This is a genomic window from Pseudooceanicola nanhaiensis, from assembly GCF_020171315.1.
Classification (GTDB): domain Bacteria; phylum Pseudomonadota; class Alphaproteobacteria; order Rhodobacterales; family Rhodobacteraceae; genus Pseudooceanicola; species Pseudooceanicola nanhaiensis_A.
In genome coordinates, this window is record NZ_JAIUZP010000012.1 from 1 (window position 1) to 16322 (window position 16322).

The 16322-nt window shown below is 65.7% G+C and carries 14 protein-coding genes; 8 read left to right on the top strand and 6 right to left on the bottom strand.

Translation table 11 applies throughout. The annotated features are described in order from the left end of the window. Window positions 1-459 (top strand): integrase core domain-containing protein (locus tag LCM32_RS18265; RefSeq protein WP_224822530.1); only part of this gene is annotated, 459 nt, incomplete at its 5' end. Window positions 460-677: 218 nt separating this feature from the next. Here the strand turns inward: LCM32_RS18265 and LCM32_RS18270 are convergent. Together LCM32_RS18270 and LCM32_RS18275 are read right to left on the bottom strand one after the other, a co-directional pair. Beyond that, window positions 678-1418, bottom strand: a complete 741-nt coding sequence (locus LCM32_RS18270; protein WP_224822531.1) for a hypothetical protein — start codon at window positions 1416-1418, stop codon at window positions 678-680. Window position 1419: 1 nt separating this feature from the next. Then, window positions 1420-2544: a GSCFA domain-containing protein gene (locus LCM32_RS18275; RefSeq protein WP_224822532.1), complete on the bottom strand. Its 1125-nt coding sequence runs from the start codon at window positions 2542-2544 to the stop codon at window positions 1420-1422. Window positions 2545-3034: 490 nt separating this feature from the next. Between LCM32_RS18275 and LCM32_RS18280 the strand changes: the two genes are divergently transcribed. The 4 genes from LCM32_RS18280 to LCM32_RS18295 all read left to right on the top strand — a co-directional run bounded on the left by LCM32_RS18280 (window position 3035) and on the right by LCM32_RS18295 (window position 7714). Beyond that, complete coding sequence (locus LCM32_RS18280; RefSeq protein WP_224822533.1) at window positions 3035-3577, top strand: hypothetical protein; 543 nt, start codon at window positions 3035-3037, stop codon at window positions 3575-3577. A 694-nt stretch (window positions 3578-4271) separates the two neighbouring features. Then, window positions 4272-5705, top strand: a complete 1434-nt coding sequence (locus LCM32_RS18285; RefSeq protein WP_224822534.1) for a sulfatase-like hydrolase/transferase — start codon at window positions 4272-4274, stop codon at window positions 5703-5705. An 85-nt stretch (window positions 5706-5790) separates the two neighbouring features. Further along, window positions 5791-6744 carry a LysR family transcriptional regulator gene (locus LCM32_RS18290; RefSeq protein ID WP_224822535.1) on the top strand — a complete coding sequence of 318 codons (954 nt, stop codon included), beginning with the start codon at window positions 5791-5793 and terminating at the stop codon, window positions 6742-6744. Next, window positions 6734-7714 (top strand): formylglycine-generating enzyme family protein, encoded by a 981-nt coding sequence (locus tag LCM32_RS18295; RefSeq protein WP_224822536.1) that lies wholly within the window; start codon window positions 6734-6736, stop codon window positions 7712-7714. The genes LCM32_RS18290 and LCM32_RS18295 overlap by 11 nt, the downstream gene beginning before the upstream one ends. Window positions 7715-7822: 108 nt before the next feature. On the opposite strand, the gene LCM32_RS18300 is transcribed toward LCM32_RS18295, so the two are convergent. From LCM32_RS18300 to LCM32_RS18310, 3 genes are all read right to left on the bottom strand, one after another. Beyond that, the gene (locus LCM32_RS18300) at window positions 7823-10402 is read right to left on the bottom strand and encodes an HWE histidine kinase domain-containing protein (RefSeq protein WP_224822537.1); all 2580 of its coding nucleotides are present in this window, start codon (window positions 10400-10402) and stop codon (window positions 7823-7825) included. Next, a complete protein-coding gene (locus LCM32_RS18305; protein ID WP_224822538.1) occupies window positions 10399-10983 on the bottom strand; it encodes a hypothetical protein in 585 nt (194 codons plus the stop codon). Before LCM32_RS18305 ends, LCM32_RS18300 begins: the two co-directional genes overlap by 4 nt. A gap of 132 nt (window positions 10984-11115) precedes the next feature. Then, entirely contained in the window at window positions 11116-12015 is a 900-nt protein-coding gene (locus tag LCM32_RS18310; RefSeq protein WP_224822539.1) for a LysR family transcriptional regulator, read from the bottom strand. A gap of 181 nt (window positions 12016-12196) precedes the next feature. Between LCM32_RS18310 and LCM32_RS18315 the strand changes: the two genes are divergently transcribed. The 3 genes from LCM32_RS18315 (at window position 12197) to LCM32_RS18325 (ending at window position 14497) form a co-directional block, all read left to right on the top strand. Continuing rightward, window positions 12197-12604: a DoxX family protein gene (locus LCM32_RS18315; protein WP_224822540.1), complete on the top strand. Its 408-nt coding sequence runs from the start codon at window positions 12197-12199 to the stop codon at window positions 12602-12604. A gap of 89 nt (window positions 12605-12693) precedes the next feature. Further along, complete coding sequence (locus LCM32_RS18320; RefSeq protein ID WP_224822541.1) at window positions 12694-13518, top strand: VOC family protein; 825 nt, start codon at window positions 12694-12696, stop codon at window positions 13516-13518. 1 nt (window position 13519) lies between these two features. Beyond that, a complete protein-coding gene (locus LCM32_RS18325; RefSeq protein WP_224822542.1) occupies window positions 13520-14497 on the top strand; it encodes a glutathione S-transferase family protein in 978 nt (325 codons plus the stop codon). 85 nt (window positions 14498-14582) lie between these two features. Here LCM32_RS18325 and LCM32_RS18330 read toward each other — a convergent pair whose 3' ends face one another. Further along, window positions 14583-16100 (bottom strand): acetyl-CoA hydrolase/transferase family protein, encoded by a 1518-nt coding sequence (locus tag LCM32_RS18330; protein ID WP_224822543.1) that lies wholly within the window; start codon window positions 16098-16100, stop codon window positions 14583-14585. Window positions 16101-16322 lie beyond the last annotated feature (222 nt).

The window sequence follows — 16322 nt, forward strand, 5'->3', positions numbered from 1 at the left end:
GACGGGCGCCGGTTCCGGGTGCTGTGCGTCATCGACGACTTCAGCCGGGAATGCCTGGCCGCGGTCGTGGACACTTCGCTGTCAGGGCAACGTGTCAGCCGTGAGCTCGACAGCATCGCTCGGGTGCGCGGCTATCCATGTATGGTGGTCAGTGACAACGGAACGGAGCTGACATCGAATGCCATCCTGAAATGGCAGGAGGACCGCAAGGTCGAATGGCATTACATCGCGCCAGGAAAACCCATGCAGAACGGCTTCGTTGAAAGCTTCAATGGCCGCCTGCGCGACGAGTGCCTGAACGAGCATCTGTTCGCCAATCTGCGCCACGCCAGAGAGTTGATCGCTGACTGGCGCAACGACTACAACCATCACCGCCCCCACACGAGCCTCGACGGGCTTACCCCGTGGGAGCATCACCAACGGTCAATAGAGGACCAAATCCTGAACAGAGCGAACTAAAAAACGCGGACACTACGGGGAGCAGGTCAGTCGGGTTGGCGGCGGAACACGGCGAAGAGAAGAGCGTGATGCGCGAAGCCACGGACCTCGGGACTGATCGGATAGCGATCGGCATGGCCGCCTGGGAGAGGGGCTGTCGCCCGTTCGGTCGAACCACGGGCGGCATGGACCGCGCCGTTGACCGGGCCGCACCAGCATCGCCGATGCGGCCCGGAAGATCAGGCCACGAGCTTTTGGATGGTCCCGCGAAGTTCCTTGAGCGCGATTGCGCCGTAGGAGCTGTTCAGGTGCGTGACGTCATCGTCGTCATGCTGCTCGGAGCCTTCCCCGGCCATGGGGCGGGACCCGATAGAGAGCTCATGGGGCGAATAGATCACATTGGCGATCGTGCTTTCGGGTTGGAAGACACAGGTGGCCCCAGCCTCTTCCACGCTCTCGCGAAGGGCGGCAAAGACGATGTCCCGTGTTTTCGAGCTCACCTGTCTGCCCTCGGGCATGCGTTCGGCGTACTTCTCCGAGAAGAAGGGTTCGAACTTGAAGACGATCGGCGTGTCACTGCGCGCGCGCATCGCCCGGATCGTCGCCAGCGTGGGCTGGGCTTCGAACCATTTCTGCGTCGCGCGCCGGAGGTAGGCCGAGGAGAACTCGCTTTCGGCATTGCCTGCCCGCAGAATCGACGCGAACAGCGCTTGCACGTGGACGGGCGTGCCGTAGAGCACAACTACATCGAAGTCTTGCGGGTCCAGACGGTCATATTGACCGTTCGAGGTCTGCAGAAACATCTTGTTTGCGGCGCCACGCGCTCGCAGGATGCCGTCTTCGACATAGGTGTCGTTCTTGTATGCTTTGCCCGACGCGCCAATGAACACATACTCGTCCCCGGCAGTGTCGAATTTTCCTTCTTCAATGGCATTCTTGAGGGCCACCATGTGGCTGCGGCCGGAAATACAGATCTTCACTTTATTTGTTCCCGAAAGTCTCGAGCATCATTTCCTCGCAAACGACGTCGTTCTCGCCGTCATCCGCTTCGGACGCAGGGGCAGGGGTCCGGGCGGCTTTCTTCCGCTTCCCGGCTCTTGCCTTTGCCTTGGGCGTTTCGCTGTCGCTGCCACCGTCACTGTCGGTTGCGCCCAGTCCCTCGAAGAACGAGCGCATCACGAAGCTCACGCCGTCAGGGTGGACGGACCGCATGTTCGGTTCATAGAACATCCCGCGGAAAACAGGCGAGGTGATGATCTCGTAAGAGGGGAAGTAATCGACGTAGGCGAACTTTTCTTTCACTTCGCCGGCGACCGCCCGCAGGACGGACTTCGAATAGGTCGTGGCGGTGAGAACGTGATCCCCAGAGGCTGTCGCCGTCAGCGGGACAGGCGACACCGTCAGCAGGAAGCTCATCTGCGGGTTCTCCTCACGGATGGCACGCAGCGCAGCGATCAGGTCGGACTTGATCTCAGAGAAGGAAAAGTTCTTGAACGCATGTGCGGCCGGGTCGAAGGTCCCGGCAAGCGTGCCGGGGCACATCGCATAGGTGTACTTCTGCTTGGTGTTCACCCAGCCCTCGGTCAGGCCGAGCGTGAAGACGAAGCGGTCACCTTCGGTGATGGCCCGGCGAATGGCCGCAAGTGTCGCTGCACGCGATTCAAGCATCTCCTCGGCACTGCTGAAGCCGCCGGGCTCGATCGCAGGGCGGAACGGGTCATAAAAGCGACCGTCCTTTTCCCAGGCCTCGGTCGGTTGCTCTTCCTTGCCGAGCGCCCAGTACACCCACTGCTTTAGCGCTGTCGCAGTGTAGATGTTGCCGGTCCGGAACGAGAAGACCCCGTAGTTGAACTCCTTGGAGATGGCCGGATCGAACATTTGAGGCGCCGGCTCGGCATCGAACCAGGAATAGCCGTTCTTCGCCAGGGCGCGGCCGATATGCTGGGCAAAGCAAGAGCCTGCGGTGACGATCTTCTTTTTCTTGCTCAGCTTGTGCTTGGGGGACCAGAGTTCGCTGATCGAGAAGGGGCTGACATCGGCAACTCCACTCCTCCAAAAGGCGGACTTCGGGAGATCCTCGTAGGGATTTTTCGCGGCTGTGTTCATGTTTTGGTGCTCCGTTAGTCTGGAGGTTCATCAAAGAGATGGACGGCTGAGCGGTGCATCGTTGGACCGAGTGCCTCACTTCACCTCCGCGCTTCGGCAGTGCAATGTCAATCCACTGCCGCGCAAAAATGCCACTTTTGATGGGATGGGACGGGTGGGTGGCGGAAGGTTGCCTGAATTGCGCGACGGCGGATTGTCCGCTCAGGGCGAAATCGGCAACCAGCGAGGGCCGGTCACGCGCCTGTCATGCCGGCCGGGTTGAAGCACAGATACCTGACCGGATGCACGGGGCCATCGGCCTCCAGCCTTTCAGGCTCAAGACCCGTCGATTTCGGCCGGACGGCATGGTCCGGCGTCCGGAAAACGAGCGTGGGATGGGTAAGTATGAGATCAAGTGTCAGACCCCGGCCTGCGGCCACATCGAATACGCGAGTGATCGTGAGGTGGGCCACGAGGCTCTGCGGGCTTCTGAGGGAATTGTAGAGCGCGGATGTCCGTTGTGTGGCGGCCGGTTGAAGGCCTTTCTGCTCCCGCCGGACTTTTGGGAGTAACCCCACAAAGGAGGGTGTTCGCTATTGCGGTGCATGATGATGACAGTGTCTACGCGTACTTTGGGGCTGGTGCATTGGCCACTCAAACGTTTGAGCGTTTCGTGCTCCTGGCTTTGGAGATGCGAGGGCATCGTCAGAACATAGATCGGATACTATCGGTTTCTCCCGAAGAGATATTGGCTGCGGAAAGTGCTTTGAGCCGCAAGACCATGGGGCAGCTCTATCGAACTTTCAGAGATGGGTTTGATTTTCCAAAGCAAGATTCTCTTCAGTTTTCAGAAGCTGTTAGGGCTCGCAATCGCCTCATGCATGGATATTTCGCTCGGAATGCCCTTCGTCTTCAGTCGGCACAGGGAAGAGCGGCGATGTCAAATGAACTGGACTGCGAGAAAGAGCTATTTTGGCAGGCTGCGAAACGAATGGGGCGATACGTTACAGCCGAAGGGGAGGCTCTTATCGAGCAGCGGTGTAAGGAGCCTTGAGCAGCATGAAGCAAGAAACTTGATGCTCAAGGAGGTCTTGCGCCCTCATCTCGCGCCGCTATGTCAGCTGCATGGCTTGGACGCGAATCCCAACGGTGATCAGCGGCGGCGCGGCCCTGGACGACTGGACCGTCCTGCGCGCTGGTTACACCGTGGGTCGTGTCAGCTTCCTGCCTCGCCACCAGCCCGGCGATCCTCACTGGCTCTGGGCCGTCTGGACGCATCCGGCATCGCATGGCGATGCGGAGACGCTCGAGGCGGGACTGGAGGAGATCAGGCGCCGCGCGACAGATGATCTGACGGCGGCGGTGCAGAGGGTGCGGTAGTGCTCTAGGAGTGGCGACCTAAGTTGGAATACTTGACATACCCCTTTGATATGTATGGGTGCCAATTCTTGGGGCTTTCGTCCCCAAGCGTCTGATAAGACTTGAGTATCAGCACACCTTCAGGGGTCGCCACTGCCAGATCAGGGCCTGCAGCCAGCCCCCCCATCCCCCATTTCGCCGACCGAGTCGCACCCCGTCTTTCGGGCCGATACGGCAGGTCTCTCGCAAGCACCGGCGGTGCGGCGCGCCGGCCGCGGACGACCGGCAGGATTGATAATCCCAATGGCCGACATAGAGCATCGCGATTGGACCCGCCGGACCGCCGCGGCGCAGTCTGGGGCCATCCCCTTTCCCAGTCCGGCGAGCCGATGTCCCAGAACCTTCTCTTCATCTTTTCCGATCAGCACCAGTCCACCGCGCTGTCCTGCGCGGGGCACCCCTACGTGAAGACGCCCAACCTCGACCGGCTCGCCGCGCGGGGGCAACGGATGACCTCGGCCTATACGCCGTGCCCGATCTGCGTGCCGGCGCGGGCCTCGGTCCAGACCGGGCGGGCTGTGCATGACACCGGGTGCTGGGACAACGCGATGCCCTACACCGGCACCCCCACCGGCTGGGCGCATGATCTCGCCGCCACGGGGATGGCGGTGGAGTCGATCGGCAAGCTTCACTTTCGCAACGTGAGCGATGAGACGGGGTTCACCCGTCAGGACGTGTCGATGCACGTCAAGGACGGCATCGGGATGCTCTGGGGATCGGTCCGCGATCCGATGCCGCCGCGGCGCGAGGATGTCGTTCTCTTCGACTACATCGGGCCGGGCCAGTCCTCCTACAACACCTTCGACGAGGCCGTGACCCACGCCGCGACGGCGCGCCTGCGCGAGCTTGCCGCCAGTGGGCGCCCCTTCTTCCTGCAAACCGGCTACGTCGCGCCGCATTTCCCGCTGGTGGTCCCGCAGAAGTACATGGACATGTACCCGGAGGACGATCTCCCGCTGCCCGATCTGATGCCGCGCGATGGCTATGAGCGGCACCCTTGGGTCGAAACGATGGAGCGGTTCTTCGACACCGACGGCGAGTTCGGCGAGGACGATGCGCTGCGGCGGCGCGCGATCTCGGCCTATTTCGGGCTGTGCAGCTTCCTCGATGACCAGATCGGACAGCTGCTCGACGTGCTGGAGGAGACCGGCCTCGCAGAGACCACGACGGTGATCTACAGCTCGGACCATGGCGAGGACCTCGGCAAGCGGGGCCGCTGGGGCAAGTCGCATCTCTACCGCGAGGCGACGGAGGTGCCGCTGATCGTGGCCCGCCCGGGCGAGACGCCGGGCGTCTGCGCAACGCCGGTCTCGCTGATCGACCTTGCGCCGACCTTCCTGCAGCAGTTCGGCCTCAGCGACGACAGCCTGCCCGGGACCTCGCTCTTTGACATCATCGACGGGCCGCCGCAGCCGGACCGTGTGGCCTTCTCGGAGTATCACGCGGTCGGGGCCGAGTCCGGCGGTTACATGATCCGCAAGGGCAAGTGGAAATACCACTACTACGTCGGCTACCCGCCCGAACTGTTCGATCTGGACGCGGACCCTGACGAGGCCAGGAACCTCGCCCCCGATGCGGCCTTCGCCGCCCAGCTGGCCGAGATGGAGGCAGAGCTGCGCCGCATCTGCGACCCCGAGGCGGTCGACCGGCAGGCCAAGGCCGATCAGGCGGCACTGGTGGAGCGTCACGGCGGGCGCGAAGTCGCCTATGGCATCGGCCCGACCGGTGCGACGCCCGCAGTCGTGGGGGGCGGCTCTGCTTGACACGGCTTCCCCGGGCGCGAATGCTTGGTCCCCGACAGCCGGGCGGGCGATGGCGCCGGCCCGGCACAAGGAACAGGGCCGACCCATGGCGGAAGAGCGCAAGGTCTCGCGACATCTCGACTGGAACCTGCTGCGCAGCTTCGTGACCATTGCGCAGTCCAGCTCGATCACGGCGGCGGCCGACCGGCTGAACCTGACGCAGCCCACCGTCTCGGTGAGTCTGCGGCGGCTGGAGGAACAGGTCGGGCGGCGGCTGATCGATCGCAGCCCGCAAAGCTTTGACCTGACCGAAGCAGGCCGGGCCCTGCTGGCCGAGGCGCTGGAGATCCTCGGCGCGGTGGAGCGGTTGCAGGTCCGCCTCGATGCCGCCGAGGGCGTGATCCGCGGCGAGGCGCGGATCGCCCTTGCCAGCCACGTCGTCAGCGACCTTTTCGACGAGGCGATCGCCCTCTTTTCCGCCCGCCACCCGGAGGCCAGCTTGTTCCTCGACGTGGTGTCCAGCCGCGTTGCCATCGAGCAGGTCGCGGCGCGACAGGCGGCGCTGGCCGTGGGGCTGGTCTCCGACCGTGATCCGATGCTCGACTGCATCCCGTTCTACCGCCAGCACTACGCACTTTACTGCGGGCCGCGACATCGCCTGTTCGGACGCACCGGGCTGACGCTTGCCGACCTGCATGACGAGGTTTCGGTCGGGTTGCTGACGGATCGCACCGACAAGGCCTTCCTCGAGGTCGCGGGCCTGCGGTTCCGGGCCGGGCTGAGGCCCGAGGTGGCCGGGCGGTCGCGCAATCTCGAGGAGATCCGGCGCATGATCATCGCGGGTGTCGGGATCGGGCCGATGCCCGTCCATATTGCCGCGCGCGATTGTGCCGATGGCATGCTCTGGCGCCTGCCGCCCTATGACCAGACCGCCACCACCGAAGTGTTCCTGATCAGCGCGGCCGACAGGGCGCTGTCACCGCTCGAGAAGGCCGTGAAGGCGGCGTTCCTCGATGTGCTTGCCGATGTCCCGCCGGAGGACCGTGTTTATGGCGGCTGAGGTATCACCCAAGACCTGCTGTGCCGGGGATCGCCCCGCATGCGACACGGCGACGGATCGGTTCCTCGCGGCCGCCTGCGCGGTGCCACGGGCCGCGGAGGCGACGCGCAGCGCGCTGCGGGCCGAACTGCGCCCGGTCCCCGGCGGTCTGTTCGAGATGGGCGCGCGCCAGTCGCGTTTCGCGCAGGACCTCGACAGCCCGCGCCGCAAGATCCGCGTCTCGCCCTTCCTGATGGCCCCGACCGCCGTCACCAATGCGCAGTTCGCGCGTTTTGCCGACGAGACCGGCTATCGCACCGTGGCCGAATGCGAGGGGTGGAGCTTTGTCTTCCACCTGCTGCTGACGGAGCCGGAGCGTCATGCCATCCACCCGCCGGGCCTGCCTTGGTGGCGGCAGGTGGAGGGGGCCTGCTGGCGGACCCCCGAGGGGCCGGGCAGCGACTGGCAGGGCCGCGCCGATCACCCGGCGGTGCATCTCGCGTGGTACGACGGGCTGGCCTACGCCACCTGGGCCGGGCTGCGCCTGCCCCGCGAGGCGGAGTGGGAGCGGGCCGCGCGCGGCGGGCTGGCGCGGATGAAGTTCCCATGGGGCAATCGCCTCGTCCCTGAAACCGGCCATGCCATGAACACTTGGCAGGGGGCGTTCCCGGGTCAGAACACCGCCGAGGACGGGCATGTCGGCACGGCGCCTGCAACGGCCTACGCGCCCAACGGCTATGGGTTGTTCTGCATGACGGGCAATGTGTGGGAATGGGTCGCGGACCGCTTCGGCCCCTTGCCGGGCGATCCCGCAGGCCGCCCGGTCAGCGATCCGGCAGGCCCCGCGCAGGGGGACACGCGCGTCCAGCGCGGCGGGTCATTCCTGTGCCACGAGAGCTATTGCGATCGTTACCACGTTCATTCCCGCACCTCCGGCGCTGCTGAGAATTCGACCTCCAACAGCGGTGTCCGCGTCGCGGCCGACGCCTAGGGCGCAGCCGCCGGGGTCACATCGGCCCCCGGTTTCGAGGCGCTGACGTGCTCCCGCAGGGGGCAGGCGCGGCCCGCGGCGGCCGCCACAGGGGCGGCGCGCGGCGTGTCAGCCCTTGGCGCCTGCCTGAAGCCGGACCACGGCGCGGGACAGGGTCTCGACCGTGAAGGGCTTGTTGATGACCGGGGCCGTCGGATACTGGCCGAGCGAGTCCGAGTTGCTGCCATAGCCGCTGGCGAGGATGAAGGGGATGCCCCGTTCCGCCAGCTTGCGCGCCACGTTGAGGCTGGTTTCCGATCCCAGATGCACGTCCAGAACCCCGAGGGTGAGCGTGTTCGCCTCGATGACCCGCAGCGCCTCGTTCACGGTCGAGGCCGTCAGCACACGATCGGCGCCGAGGTCAGACAGGATATCGGCCGCATCCATCGCGATGATCATGTTGTCCTCGACCACGAGGGCGACGCCGCTCAGCCGTTCGGGGGTTTCCTCGGGCCCATCGGCGCGCTCTTCGCTGCCGCCGATCTCGATCTTGCGGGCCTCGGCGGTGATGTAGCGTTCGGGGATCAAGAATTCCGCCCGCAGGCCGGTGACGGCAAAGTCGGTCCGGGCCTCGCCGTTCAGCTCGAAGGGGATGGACTTCTCGATGATCGTCGTCCCGAAACCGCGACGCTCCGGCGTCTGGACGGCGGGGCCGCCGCTTTCGGACCAGCGCAGTTTCCAGAGCCCGTCACCCCCCTGTTCGATATCGACCGCAACGCGGCCCGTCGGAACCGAGAGGGCCCCGTATTTGACCGAGTTGGTGACCAACTCGTGGAAGACGAGCGCCATCGTGGCATAGGCCTCGGGCGCAAGCAGGATCGTCGGGCCGGTGACCTCGACGCGCTCTTCCTCGCCGGTGATATAGGCCTCCAGCTCCACCCGCAGGAGGTTGCGGAAGGCCACCGGGCGGAACTCGGTATTGGTCAGCTGGTCATGCGCCTGCGCAAGCGCATGGACGCGCCCGTCCACGGCGGCGGTGAATTCCTGCAGCGAGGTGGCGGTCTTGCGGGACTGCGCCACCAGCGACCGGATCAGGCCCAGCACGTTGCGCACCCGGTGGTTCAGCTCGGCGATCAGAAGCTCCTGCTGATCCTGCGCGCGCTTGCGTTCCGCGTTGACCTCGTCCGCCAGCTTCAGGACGACCTCCAGCAGCGTGATGCGGATCGCCTCGGCGGCCCTTAGCGATGCGGGGGACCATTGCTCGGAGCGGTTGCGCACGTCCTCCTGCCAGAGCTCGAAGCTCTTGCGCGGGGTCAGCCGCGTCCCGAGGGCGCCGACCTCGACCGGCTTGTGCGGATTGCCGGCCCATTTCACCTGCTGCGCGACCTCGGTCCGGAACAGCACGATGTAATCCCGCGGACGGCGGGACACGGGAATGGCGAGGATGCCGGCGCAGCGGTCCACCACATGCGCCATGGAGGGCAGGCGCGCCACAAGGTTGTCCGTGGCATAGACCCGCGAGGCGGCCGAGGTGTTGAGGAACCTCGCGATGACCTCGAAATCCTCCTTCTCGGGGATGTCGCCTTCGCCGATGTAGGTGCCGTCGGTATAGAGCGCGATGCCGGTGTGGGGGATCACCTTGCCGATCTCGCGGGCGATGGCCGGGAAGGCCGCGCCGAGGTTCTCGCCCGAGGACATGCGCATCATCAGCCGGTCGTGCAGCTTCTGGGCATGGCCCGAGGTCTCGGAGGCGGCACGGCCTTCCTGACGCTCGACCTCGTAGGCAAAGAATTGCGCCAGAAGCTCGATCGCGGTGCGGCGCTCGTAATCGATGTAGAGTGGCGCGCGGTGATGGCAGGCCATAAGGCCCCAAAGCTCGCCCCGGATGACGATGGAGACCGACATCGAGGCGCGCACATTCATATTGCGCAGGTATTCCAGATGCACCGGCGAGACGGCGCGGGTCACGGCCAGCGACAGGTCCAGCGGCCTGCCTTCAGGGCTGACAGCGGGAACGATCGGGGCGACCTCGTCATCCACGTCCGAGATCAGGCGCAGCAGGCTGCGCTTGTAGAGCTCGCGTGCCTGACGGGGGATATCCGAGGCCGGGAAGTGCAGGCCCAGATAGCTCTCGGTGTCCTGCATGTCCTTGGCTTCGGCGATGACGGTGCCGTCACCCTCGGGGCCGAACTGGTAGACCATCACCCGGTCAAAGCCGGTCAGCTCGCGCAATTGTTCGGCGGCGGCCTCGGCCCCGCTGATCAGGTCAGGCTTCGAGGAAATCCGCTTCAGCATCGGCGTGACCATGGCCAGTTCGTCGTGGTCATTGCCGCGCGACTTGGCCTCGAACTCGAAGATGAAGCTCAGCCCCGACTGGTGCGCGCTGACGTCGTAATAGTTGCCGTTCTCGAAAACATCGAAGCCGAAGATCCGGCCGATGGAGTTCTCGTGCGAGGCGGCGCTCAGCTTCTCGCGCAGGCGGGCGACCGTGGTGCGGGGCAGGAAGTCGCTCAGCGGCAGGCCGATGATGGCGTCGGGCTTCAGGCCCAGCACGGCCTCGGCATTGGCCGAGACATGCTGGATGATCCAGTCCGCGGAAATGGCTACGAGGGCGCCGAAACTCTGCACGTTGCCGAGGATGTGGATCGGTTCACGGTCGCAGTTGGTCAGGTCGACGGGCGTGTCGGTCGAAATAAAGGGGTCCGTCATGGAAGGGGTCGCTGGATCTTTTCGTGGCTGTGGGACAGTTCGACACGCGTGGCTTCGTCGAAAATGAGGAAAGCGCCGATGGCATCGTCAAGGATGCTGTCGGCAACGGGACCGGTGGGCGCCGCAAGGCGCATACGTTCGCAGAAGCTTCGCCATGCGGCGGTATCGGGGGTGAGCGCGAAAAGTCCGGCGCGATCATCGTCGGGCACCGAGCGGCGCAGCATGGCAAGGCCGAGCTGGGAGCCGAGCGTGACATAGGCGACGGCGTCGGGGCACAGGGCGGGGCAGAGCGACGGCAGGTCGTCGGTGCAGGCGTCTTGGCCAAGGTCTTCGCGGAGCGCGGCGATCACGAGGCGGAGCTGATCGGTCGCTTCTGCCGCTTCGCCCTGACAGGAGGCGGCAAGGCGCAGGTAGCCGCGGAGCTGGATGCGGGAGAAGCAATGGCGTCCGTCGGCGGTGCCGAGATCGAGCGCCGAAAGGCGCGCGTCGAGGGTTTCATGAACCTCTGCCGTGTGCAGACGCAGCGCGTCGCGCAGGTTGGCGGCCTCACGAATCAAGGCGCGCCGGCGGGGGATGGACAAATCATACGCTCCAGCTGTCGTTGGCTCTTTCGGTGGCCACTCCCCGCCTAACGCGGGCAGGGGTAATCCGGTTCCCCCAAAAAAGCGCCTTGCCGCGATTTTTCTGCGCGCGGTGAGGGACTTCGCCCTGCGTCAAAGTTTCGCCTTCGCGTGGCCTACCGAAAAGTCGATCAGGGCGCGTACCTTGCGGGGCAGCCGGGCCCCTTCGAGGTAGACGACACTCAGCGGCGAGGTCGGCGCATCGTAGTCGCGCAGCAGGGGCACGAGCCGCCCCTCTTTCAGGTCCTCGCGGAGGATGAATTCCGGCGCGAAGACGATGCCTTCGCCCGCTACGGCGAGGTCCCGTGCGATCCGTGCACTGTTGACCATGAAGCGCCCCACCACGTCAACCGAGGCGGTTTCCTCGGGCCGGTTCCGGCGGTGCAGCGCCCAATGGGTGCCGGTGCGCCGGTTGGTATCGACGATGCAGGCATGGGTCCGCAGGTCCTCCGGGTGGGCAGGCGTGCCGTGCCGGTCGAGGTAGGCGGGCGCCGCGGCCATGACCGAGCGGATCTCGCCCAGCTTGCGGGCGACGACGGAGCTTGTCGTCGGCGTACCGACCCGGAAGGCAAGGTCGATGCCCGCGGCGGCGAGGTCGACATAGGCGTCGGAGAGCCGCAGGTCCACGTTCAGTTCCGGATGCGGGGCCGAGAACTGCCGCAGCAGGTCGGTCACGAAGACCTCTCCGAAGGTGACGGGGGCCGAGATTCGAAGCGTGCCCGAGAAGCCCCGCGTCTCCTCCGAGACGGCGCCCAGCATCTCCTCCATCTCGTCCAGCCACGCCGGGGCGCGCGCCATCAGCTGTTCGCCCGCGGGGGTCAGGCCCACCTTGCGTGTGGTGCGCTGGAGCAGGCGGACGCCCAGCCTCTGCTCCAACTCTGCCACGTATTTCGACGTCAGGCGGTTGGAAATGCCCATCCGCTCTGCCGCGCCGGTGAAGGAGCCGGTTTGCACTGTGGCCACGAAGGCCCTGACCTGATCGCTGATGTCCATCTTATTCGGAACATTTCGTGGGAAGTTATTCCATACATTCTCCATTTTGTTGGGAAACATCAAGGCGCATATTGCCCTCAACAGCACGGGGCCCGGCCAGGGCCGGAACCGCCCCGGGCGACCAACCGATACCACCCTGATCCGGACCGGGCCGCGCCGCGGCCGTCCCAAGGAGAGACCCATGATCGACACCAAACTCGCCCCCTACGGCATCCTCCTCCTGCGCATCACCACCGGTGTGCTGTTCCTCGTCCACGGACTGACCAAGCTGCTGGTCTTCACCCCTGCTGGCACCATGGGCTTCTTCCAGTCGCTGGGCCTGCCGGGCTGGCTGGGGATCGTCACCATGATCATCGAGATCGCCGGCGGCGTGGCCCTGATCCTTGGCCTCTACGCCCGCGCCGTCTCCTTCGTGCTGGCCTTCGTGCTCTTCGGCGCGGCCGTCACCGCCCACCTGTCCAACGGCTTCGGCTGGGCGAACGAGAACGGCGGCTGGGAATACCCGGTGATGTGGGGCCTTGTGCAACTGGCCATCGCGCTGATCGGCGACGGGGCAAAGGCGCTCAAACCGACGCTGCCCACCGCCTGAGCGCAAGACAGGTCCCGCTGGACGGGACAGAATATGACAGGGTGTCCGGGAACCTCCCCGGCACCCGCCGTTTTTGAAGGAGACCCGAGATGTCCACCGCATCCGCACCGCTCGAAATTGGCCGCGTGACGCTGACCGTGCGCGACCTGAAGAAGGTCGGCCGCTTCTACGCCGACGTGCTGGGGCTGGAACGGCTCTCCGGCGACGGCGAACAGGCCCTCTATGGCGTGGGCGATGCCGTCCTGCTGGACCTGCGCCAGGACAAGGCCGCCAAGCCGAATTCCCCGCGCGAAGCCGGTCTCTTCCATACCGCCTTCCTGCTGCCGCAGCGCGCTGACCTCGGCGCATGGGTGCAATACGTGGTCGAGAAGCGCTTCCCCGTGCAGGGCACCGCCGACCACCTCGTCTCCGAGGCGATCTACCTTGGCGATCCGGAAGGCAACGGTGTCGAAATCTACATCGACCGGCCCCGCAGCCAGTGGATCCTGAACGGCGGCGAGGTGGAGATGTCCACCGATCCGCTCGACGTGCAAAGCCTCGCCTCCTCCGCCCGCAAACGCTGGAGCGGCGCGCCCCAAGGCACCGTGGTGGGCCACGTCCACCTCCAGACCGGCACCCTCGCCGAGGCAGAAAGCTTCTATGCGGGCACACTGGGCTTCCCGGTGTCCAGCCACTATCCGGGGGCGCTCTTCTATGGGTCGGGCGGCTATCACCACCACCTCGCCACGAATATCTGGAACAGCCGCGGCGCGAAGACGCGGACCGAGGGCATGGCCGGGCTCAGCGGTGTCGAGATCCTCGGCACGCCGTCCGAGATCGCGGGCATCCGCACCCGTGCGGGTGCCAAGGCAGAGGCCGGGATCACCGATCCCTGGGGCCTGACCTTCACCCTGACCGAGAAGAAGGAGGGCTGAGATGCTCGTCGATGGAAAATGGACCGCAGACTGGCAGCCGGTGCAGAAGGCGGACGACAAGGGCCGCTTCGTGCGCCAGGTGTCGAGCTTCCGCAACTGGATCACCCCCGACGGCAGCGCCGGCCCGACCGGCGCGGCAGGCTTCAAGGCCGAGGCCGGGCGCTACCGGCTCTATGTCGCGCTGATCTGCCCCTGGGCCTCGCGGACGCTGATCGCGCGCAAGCTCAAGGGCCTCGACAGCGTGATCCCGGTCACCGTGGTGAACCCGGTGCTCAGCGATCAGGGCTGGGCCTTCGGCGGCTATCCCGGGGCCGACGCGGACCCCGAGCTTGGCGCGAGCTACATCCACGAGGTCTATACCCACGCCGATCCGCATTACACCGGGCGCGCCACGGTGCCGGTGCTCTGGGACATGAAGACCGGGACCATGGTGAACAACGAAAGCGCCGACATCCTGCGCATGTTCGACACCGCCTTCGAGGGGCTCGTGCCCTCGGCGCATCGCCTCTATCCCGCCGATCTGGCGGGGGAGATCGACGCCCTGAACGCGCGGACCTACGACCTCTATAACAACGGGGTCTACAAGGCGGGCTTCGCCTCGACCCAAGGGGCCTATGAAGAGGCGCTCGACGGGCTCTTCACCGAGATGGATCGGCTGGAGGCGCTGCTCTCCGATGGGCGGCCCTTCCTGCTGGGCGACCGTCTGACCGAGGCCGACATCCGGGTCTTCGTGACCTCGATCCGCTTCGACGCCGCCTACAACGGCATCTTCAAGTGCAACGTAAAGCGGCTGGCGGATTACGCCGGGCTGCACGGCCACATGGTGCGGATGCTGAATACCCCCGGCGTCGCGGAGACGGTCAGCCTCGACCACGTCCGGCAGGGCTATTACTCGATCAAGGCGCTGAACCCCACGGGGATCGTCGCCCGCGGCCCGGCCTACATGGATCGGCTGCTGGCAGAGGCGCAGGCCGCCTGACCGGCGGCTGTAACGGTACGAAAAAGGCCCCGGCAGGTGACTGCCGGGGCCTTTCCTGTCTGTGGCCTGCGGCCCCGGGCGCGCGTCAGCCGCGCATGTCGCCGGTGTCGATGAACCGCTGGTGCCAACTCAGCGACTGGCCGGGCAGCGAGGGCGCGTGTTTCCCGTAGGACCCCACGAGCGCGCGCTTGTAGTGGTCGCGCAGCATCGGGCGGTAGTCGGGATGGGCGCAGTTCTCGATGATCACCTCGGCGCGCTGCTTGGGCGAGAGGCCGCGCAGGTCCGCAAGGCCCTGTTCCGTCACGATCACCTGCACGTCCTGCGCGATGTGGTCGACGTGGCTGGCCTGCGGCACGATGGCCGAGATCGCGCCGCCCTTGGCTGTCGAGGGCGTCATGAAGATCGAGACATAGGCGTTGCGCGCGAAATCGCCCGAACCGCCGATGCCGTTCTGGATTCGCGAGCCCATGACGCAGGTGGAGTTCACGTTGCCGTAGATGTCGGCCTCGATCAGCCCGTTCATGGCGATGCAGCCGAGGCGGCGCACCAGTTCCGGGTGGTTCGAGATCTCCTGCGGGCGCAGCACCAGCTTGTCGCGGAAGAAGGCCGCGTTGGTGTTGAAATGCTCTGCCGCATCGGGCGAGAGCGAGAAGGCTGTGGCCGAGGCCATGCGCAGCTTGCCCGCCTCCAGCAGGTCGAGCATCCCGTCCTGCACCACCTCGGTGAAGGAGGTCATGTCCTCGTAAGGCGCCTCCATCAGCCCCGTGAGCACGGCGTTGGTCACGTTGCCCACACCCGATTGCAGCGGCAGCAGGTTCTGCGGCAGGCGGCCACGGGCAACCTCGTGCGCAAAGAAGTCGAGCAGGTGGCCCGCGATGGCATTGGCCACGGCGTCGGGCTTGGCGAAGGGCAGGTTGCGGTCCGGCGTCGAGGTCTGGACCACGGCCACCACCTTGGAGGGATCGACGCGGAAATGCTGCTGCCCGATGCGGTCATCCGGGTTCACCAGCGGGATCGGCTTGCGGTGCGGGGGCAGGGCGGTGCCGTAGTAGATGTCATGCATCCCGTCCAGCATCTCGGACTGCCACTCGTTCACCTCGAGGATGATCTTCTCGGCCGTGTCGAGCCAGGTCTTGTTGTTCCCGATGGAGGAGGAAGGGATCAGGTCACCCCCGGCGGTGATGCCCGAGATCTCGACCACGGCCACGTCGAGCGGCCCGAGGAACCCCTGCCACGCCATCGGCGCGACCTGGCTCAGGTGCATGTCGAAGTAATTCATCTCGCCGTTGTTGATCTTCTCGCGGGCGATCGGGTCCGAGTTGTAGGGCAGGCGGAACTCGATCCCGTCGGCCTTGGCGAGCGCACCGTCCAGTTCCGGCCCGGTCGAGGCGCCGGTCCAGATGCGGACCTTGAAAGGATTGCCCTTGGCGTGTTCGCCCTCGATCCGCGCGGCCAGCGCCTGTGGCACGGCCTTGGGGTAGCCCGATCCGGTGAAGCCGCTCATGCCGATGGTGTCGCCATTGGCGATCAGGGCGGCGGCGTCCTCGGCGCTCATCAGTTTGGCGCGCAGGGTCTCGTTCTTGATACGTTGGTCGGCCAGCATGGCGGTCTCCTCCGGTCGTGGCGAGGCGACGTATCGCCTTTCGCTATTGCGATATCTGTCGCGTGCCGCCGCGGGGCTGTCGAGAGCCATGCGCTCAGAAACAGGGTTTTGCAGATTTGCTATGATGAAGGTGCATGGCTCGGCATGCCGTTGCATGCCGAAGTCCCGCTGTCCGGCACCGGCAAGGGCCCGCGCGGGGCCAGAAGAGCGCTTGGCGCAGGG